This window comes from Streptomyces avidinii, from assembly GCF_014650695.1.
Classification (GTDB): Bacteria; Actinomycetota; Actinomycetes; order Streptomycetales; family Streptomycetaceae; genus Streptomyces; species Streptomyces avidinii.
This window is the reverse complement of record NZ_BMVL01000011.1, coordinates 252,428-258,501: the sequence shown is the minus strand read 5'-3', so window position 1 is coordinate 258,501 and position 6,074 is coordinate 252,428. Positions and strand designations below refer to the sequence as shown.

Genomic DNA, 6,074 nt, shown 5'->3' with positions numbered 1-6,074 from the left:
CCCCAACGGGGTCATACAGGCCGTCGTCACGCATACCCCCGAATTCGCCAACAGGGTCCGGAATCCGGTGCGGGGCACTTCCGCGTACGGCGTCAGTAGGTCCGGCGGTGCGCCGGCAGCCCCATGAAATCGAATAACCCCTCGGCGGCCGTACGGTGTCCGGCCGCGGCCGGGGAATCCCCGAGCGCCTCGGCCGCCCGGGCGAGGCCCACGAGCGCGGACGCCTCCTCGGCGCGGAAGCTCATCGGCGCCGCAATCTTGTGAGCGTGGGCGTGCAGGGCCAGGGCCACCTCGTGCTCCCCCCAGAGCATGTGGAGCTGCCCCAGGACGTTCTCGACCTTGGCCAGCCGGATGGGGGCGCCGCTGGTGCGGCCGAGGACCAGGGAGCGCTCTGCGAACGCGCGGGCCTGCGGGCCGTCGCCCCGCTCGTGGGCGACCTGGGCGGACAGCGCGAGCACCAGGGCGACGTCACCCGGTGACCTGGTCTCGTCGCACAGGTCGCGGGCGCGCTTGAGGCTGGCGTCCGCGTCCGTGTATTCACCGAGCCCCACCTGTGCGAACGCCAGGTCGGCCAGGGCCATGATCTCGTTGCTGCGGTAGCCGAGGTCGCGGTCGATCTCGATCGCCCGGCGGGCGGCCGCAGCCGCCTCCGGATAGCGCCCCCACCGCTCGTACAGCGTGCTGAGGGTGGTGAGACCCTCCGACTCCGCGCGCGGGTTGCCCAGTTCCCGGGCCGCCGCTACGGACCGCTCCAGCAGGGGAAGGGCCTCCCCGTACCTCCCGAGCATCGACAGCAGCAGCCCGATGGTCGATTCGCTGTTCGCCTCGGTGTGCCGGTCCCCGGCGCGGACGGCGGTGGCGCGCGCCTCCCGGGCCACCTCCAGCCCCTCCTCGAAACGGCCGAGCTTCCAGCAGGCCGCGCCCAGATTGGCCAGGCTGATGCCGAGGAGGGCCGGATCGTCGAGCCGGCGCGCCGCGGCGACCGCGAGGTGCCCGACGCTCCAGAACTCGTCGAGCTGCCCGTGCGCGTGCAGGTGGAAGCCGATGTTGCGGCTCAGACAGGCCGCGTAGCGGTCGTGGCCGGACCGCTCGGCGAGGGACACGGCCGCCAGCAGCCCCGCCTGTTCCCGGTCGAACCAGCTGACGGCCTGCTCGGCATCCCTGAAGTGCGGTCGTTCGCCCCGGTACGGCGCGATGCCGGTGGGCCGGGCTTCACGACCGGGAAACAGCACCTCACAGGCCGCGTCCGAGGTCGTCATGTAGTAGCCGAGCAACCGCTCGACCGCCTCCGCGTCGTCCTCGGCCGTCGCCGAACCCCGCAGGCTCTGGGCGAAACTGCGCACCAGGTCGTGGAAGGTGTAGAGACCGATGTCGGGCTGCTGGACCAGGTGGACGTCGAGCAGGAACTCCAGCGCGTCCTCGGCGTCGCGGACGGCCGTGCCGAGGAGCGCCGCCGCCGAGTAGACATCGGTGCCGGCGCACGGGTACAGGCTGAGGATGCGGAACGCCGTCCGGTACTCCTCGTCCATCGCCAGGTAGGACAGCCGCAGGGTCGCCGCGACGCTGCGCTCGCCCGAACTGAGCTCGTCCATCCGGCGCTTCTCGTCGCGCAGCCGCTCGACCAGGTAACGCACCGTCCAGCGCGGCCTGTTGCGCAGCCGGGCGGTCGCGATGCGCAGGGCCAGCGGGAGGTGCCCGCACAGCTCGGCCAGTTCGGCGGAGGCCGCCGGCTCGGCGGCCACCCGGGTCGCGCCGAGGGTCTCCGCCATCAGGCTGGTGCTGTCCTCGGGCTCCATCATCCCGATGGACACCCACTCGACGCCGTCCAGGTCCAGCAGCCGCCCCCGGCTGGTGATCAGGGCCAGGCTGCCCGGTGAGGCCGGCAGCAGCGGCCTGATCTGCGCCGCGTCGACCGCGTTGTCGAACAGCAGCAGCATCCGCCGGCCGTCCAGCTTCGACCGCCACAGGGCGGTGCGCCCCTCCAGGTCCTCGGGGATCCGGTCGCCCGGCGTACCGAGGGTGCGCAGCAGGCTGTCGAGCGCGGCGGCCGGCGTCACCGGCTCCCGGCCCGGGGTGAATCCGTGCAGGTCGATGTGGAGCTGCCCGTCGGGATACCGGCCGGCCAGCCGGTGCGCGGCGCGCACGGCCAGGGTGGTCTTCCCCATGCCGCCCATGCCGTCGATGGCCACGATCCGGGCGTACCGGTCGCCGCCCCGGCCCTCGTCCTGCACGTAGTCGAAGAGCTCGGCCAGCTCCTTGGCACGGCCGGTGAAGTCGGGCAGGTCGTAGGGCAGGGTGCACGGGGCGTCGGCCGGTGCGGCCGGCGTTCCCGGCTCTTCCCGTCCCGTTCCCGCCGCGGCCGGCGCCGGGGCCTCGGGAGCCGCGCTCTCGGACACCGGCGGTACGGGAAGGACCGGCTCGGGATCCTGCGGTACGGGGACCACCGGATCGGGAGCCGGACGTACGGGCGCGGCGGCCACCGGCACCGGCGCGGCCACCGGCGCGGGCCGTTCGGGCGCGGCCAGTTCGGGGCTGTCCCGCAGGATCGCCTCGTACAGCCTGGCCAGCCGGGGCCCCGGATCGATCCCGAGCTCGTTCACGAGCAGCTCGCGGACCTCCCCGTACTCCCGGAGCGCCTCGGCCTGCCGCCCGGAGCGGTAGAGGGCGAGCATCAGCTGCCCACGCAGCGTCTCCCGCAGCGGGTGCTGGGTGATCAGGGCCCGCAGGCCGGAGATGAGCTCACCGCTCTCGCCCAGGGCGAGGCACAGGTCGAACAGCTGCTCCGCGGCAGCCAGTCGGCGCTCCTCCAGCGCGGTCGCCGCGGCCTCGATCACCGGCCCGCCCGCCCCGGACAGCACCGAGCCGCGCCACAGCGCGAGAGCGGCCCGCAGCGCCTCGGCGGCCGCGGCCTGCCCGCCCTCCCGCACGGCCCGGGCGGCCGCCCTGGTCAGGGTGTCGAACTCCAGCAGGTCGAGCTGGTCGTCCGCCACCACCACGCGGTATCCCGGCCCGTCGGTGGCGATCACCGCCGTGCCGGTGGGTATGCGCCGGCGCAGATCGGCGACGGCCTTGCGGACCTGGTGCGCCGCGGTCACAGGCGGGTCCTTCTCCCACGTCGCCTCGACGAGCCGTGCGACGGGCACCACCCGGCCGGCTTCGAGGAGCAACATGCACAGGACCCGTTCCTGGATCGCTCCCCCCAGCCTCAGCCGTACTTCGTCGATCCATCCCTCGAGCGATCCGAGCACGTTGAAGCGCAGCTTGCCCCCCACAGGCACTCCGCTTCGTCTCTCCCCGGATTCCGCATCCGCCCCCGGCATCGGACATCCACCCCCAATGAACAAGACCCCTGGCCAGGTCATGCCAACCGGATCATAGGGGTTACCCCTTGCACGCGGTAAGCATCCGGTAGCAGATCAGGAAGGGCGACACGGACAGTTCATGGGCGGCCCAGAGCAGGCAGCACATGGAGCGAGTACCGAAGGAGCAGGCTGTGGGAAGACTGGAGAGACCACTGGCCCCCGATGCCGGACCAGTCACCGCGTTCGCCCGGGAGTTGCGCAGGCTGCGGACGGCAGCGGGCAGCCCCGGCTACCGTGACATGGCCACACGTGCCATGTTCTCCGCGTCCGTGCTCTCCGACGCGGCCGCCGGCTACCGCCTCCCGACCCTTCAGGTGGCCCTCGCCTTCGCCGAGGCCTGCGGCGGCGACCGCGCCAGCTGGGAGCGCCGCTGGCACGAGGCGGCGCGCGCCGAGGGCGACGACGGTACGGCCCGCCCGGCGGTCAAGGCCGTACAGCAGCACCAGGAGAACGAGCTGCGCGCCGCCGAGGTACGCGCCGTGCTGCCGCCGCCGTCCCAGCTCCCGATGGAGGCCCAGCCCCTGGTCGGACGGCGTGACCTGCTCCAGCGGGCGCGGGCACTGACCGCCCCCTCGTACGGCGAACAGCGCGCCGCGGCGCCGCTGGTGATCAGCGGACAGGTCGGTGTCGGCAAGACGGCCTTCGCCCTGCGGCTCGCCCACGAACTCGCCGTGAACCTGCCCGACGGGCAGCTCTACGCGAACCTGGACCCGGCCGCGGACGGCCGCAAGGACGCCGCCGGAATCGCGGGCGGTTTCCTGGAGGCGCTCGGTATCCCCACCGACCGGATCCCGAACGATCCCGGCCAGAGAATTGGCCTGTACCGATCGCTGCTCAACCGGCGCAGGGTGCTCGTCGTACTGGACGGCGTCCAGCATGAGCGCCAGATCCGGGAACTTCTCATCGCGGCGCCCGAGAGCCGCATCATCATCACCAGTCGGTCGCGGCTGCTGGGCCTCGACGGAATTGGCCGAATCCGGCTCCCCGCACTGGACCGCGACGAGTCGATGGAGCTGCTCGCCCGGGTCCTGGGCCAAGACCGGGTCGGTACCGAGCCGCGTGCCTGCCTGCGCCTCGCCGACGCCTGCGGGGACCTGCCGCTGGCCCTCAACCTGGCGGGCCGGCGCATCGCGGCCCGGCCCGAGTGGATGCTCCAGGACTCCGTGGCCGAGCTGCTCGGCGACGGGCCGGACGGGCCCGGCGTCCAGCGGACCCCCGGCCGCTTCCTGGCCCGGCTGCAGGTCGGGGACGACGCGCTGAGCAGCCGCCTCGACAGCGCCTACCGGCTGCTGACCCCGTGGGCCCGCCTGATGCTGCGCCAGTTCGCCGGCTCCGACAACCCGCCCTCCGTCGACAACGTGCTCTACGAGTCCACGGACGCGCTCGCCATGCTGGTCGAGCGGTCCGCGCAACCGGTGGAGGACCTCCTCGAACGGCTCCTCGACGCGGGGCTGCTCGACCACTCGGACCTGCCCGGACAGTACGGACTGACGCCGATGGCCCGGGCGTACGCACTGACCCAGCCGGACCCGACGGAGGAGGACCCGGCGGCGGCGCCCGCGGCGGCGCGGGCCCAGGTGCCCGCACGGCAGTCGAGGTAGCCCGGCCGCGTCGGGGAGGCCGCCGATCGGGGCGTGCGCGGGGAGCATCTGCTCGCCCCGCACCCGGTGGGCGGCCCTTCGGCTGTCCGCGGTCCCGGGGCCCGCGGCTCCGGGAGCAGCAGCATCACGCCCGGTGGGTGATCGTGACGTAGAGGTGCTCGTCGAGGACCTTGGCCAGGGACACCCGGGGCCGGCCGAGTTCGGCGCACAGGTCCGCCTCCGGGATGCCGCCGCCCGCCTCCAGCGCCGCACGCGCCCAGGTCCGGCCGAGCTCCAGGTGGCGGGCGAAGGCGGCCCGGTCCCGTGTCCCGTACAGCCGCTGTGCGATGGCCGCGTCCCACGGCATGACCGTGTCGGGGCGCAGGGCGTACAGCGCCTTGGACGCGGCGGTCGGGCCGAGGCTGCGGCGGCCGATCGGCAGCGCCGCCAGCTCCTCGTAGGCCGCGGCCAGCCGGGAGATGTCCCGCGGCGTGAGCCGGGCGAGCGGCGCGTCCGCCAGGGTGTGCCGCTGCCACCAGGCGGCGAGGTCCGTGCCGAACGTGTCGGGCTCGCCCTCGCGCGGGTAACGGATGCGGCAGCCCCAGGAGTTCAGCCAGCGGTGCAGGGCCGTGCGGTGCGCGGCGAGCGAAAGGTCCAGGGCGGCGCCGGTCTCCACCCGCAGCGCCAGCCAGCTCCGGTCCACGCCTGCGAATCCGTTGAACACCTCTGCCGAGGCCCGCAGTTCGGCCAGGGACGGCGCCGGTGGAAGCGGTGGCGCGGTCGGCGGGTCGAGGTGGGCGCGGGCGACCTTGGCGGGCACCACCATCCGCCAGGCCTCGGTGACCAGCTCCGTCAGCTCGTCCTGCGCCAGGGCCGCCAGGTGCGCCTCGACCCAGTTGAAGCGCAGATCGGACTCCCGGGGCAGGAAGAACTTCGCCGGCTCGGCGGCGACGAGCGCCGCCCGTTCCTCCTTGGGGAAGGCGAAGCCCAGTTCGCTCTCGTCCCGGGAGAGGGCGAGATAGACGATGCTGCCGATCCGGAACTTCACCCGGTCCCGGATCAGGTGCTCCTCGGTCCTCGGCAGGCTCAGCGCGAGCCGCCGTACGTCGTCCACCGTTGCCACTGCCTGCTC

At 73.7% G+C, this 6,074-nt stretch carries 3 protein-coding genes; 1 reads left to right on the top strand and 2 read right to left on the bottom strand.

Annotated elements, in window-relative coordinates; translation table 11 throughout:
* Positions 1-92: 92 nt before the first annotated feature.
* Complete coding sequence (locus tag IE257_RS27335) at positions 93-3,320, bottom strand: AfsR/SARP family transcriptional regulator (protein WP_189972552.1); 3,228 nt, start codon at positions 3,318-3,320, stop codon at positions 93-95.
* Positions 3,321-3,493: 173 nt separating this feature from the next.
* Between IE257_RS27335 and IE257_RS27330 the strand changes: the two genes are divergently transcribed.
* Positions 3,494-4,963, top strand: coding sequence for an NB-ARC domain-containing protein (locus IE257_RS27330; protein ID WP_189972551.1), 1,470 nt, complete (start codon positions 3,494-3,496; stop codon positions 4,961-4,963).
* 124 nt (positions 4,964-5,087) lie between these two features.
* On the opposite strand, the gene IE257_RS27325 is transcribed toward IE257_RS27330, so the two are convergent.
* Complete coding sequence (locus IE257_RS27325) at positions 5,088-6,065, bottom strand: MmcQ/YjbR family DNA-binding protein (RefSeq protein WP_189972550.1); 978 nt, start codon at positions 6,063-6,065, stop codon at positions 5,088-5,090.
* Between the last annotated feature and the right edge of the window lie 9 nt (positions 6,066-6,074).

Excerpts from the sequence above, each read along its gene's own strand:
- IE257_RS27335 (WP_189972552.1), bottom strand. The coding sequence starts at position 3,320 with ATGCCGGGGGCGGATGCGGAATCCGGGGAGAGACGAAGCGGAGTGCCT.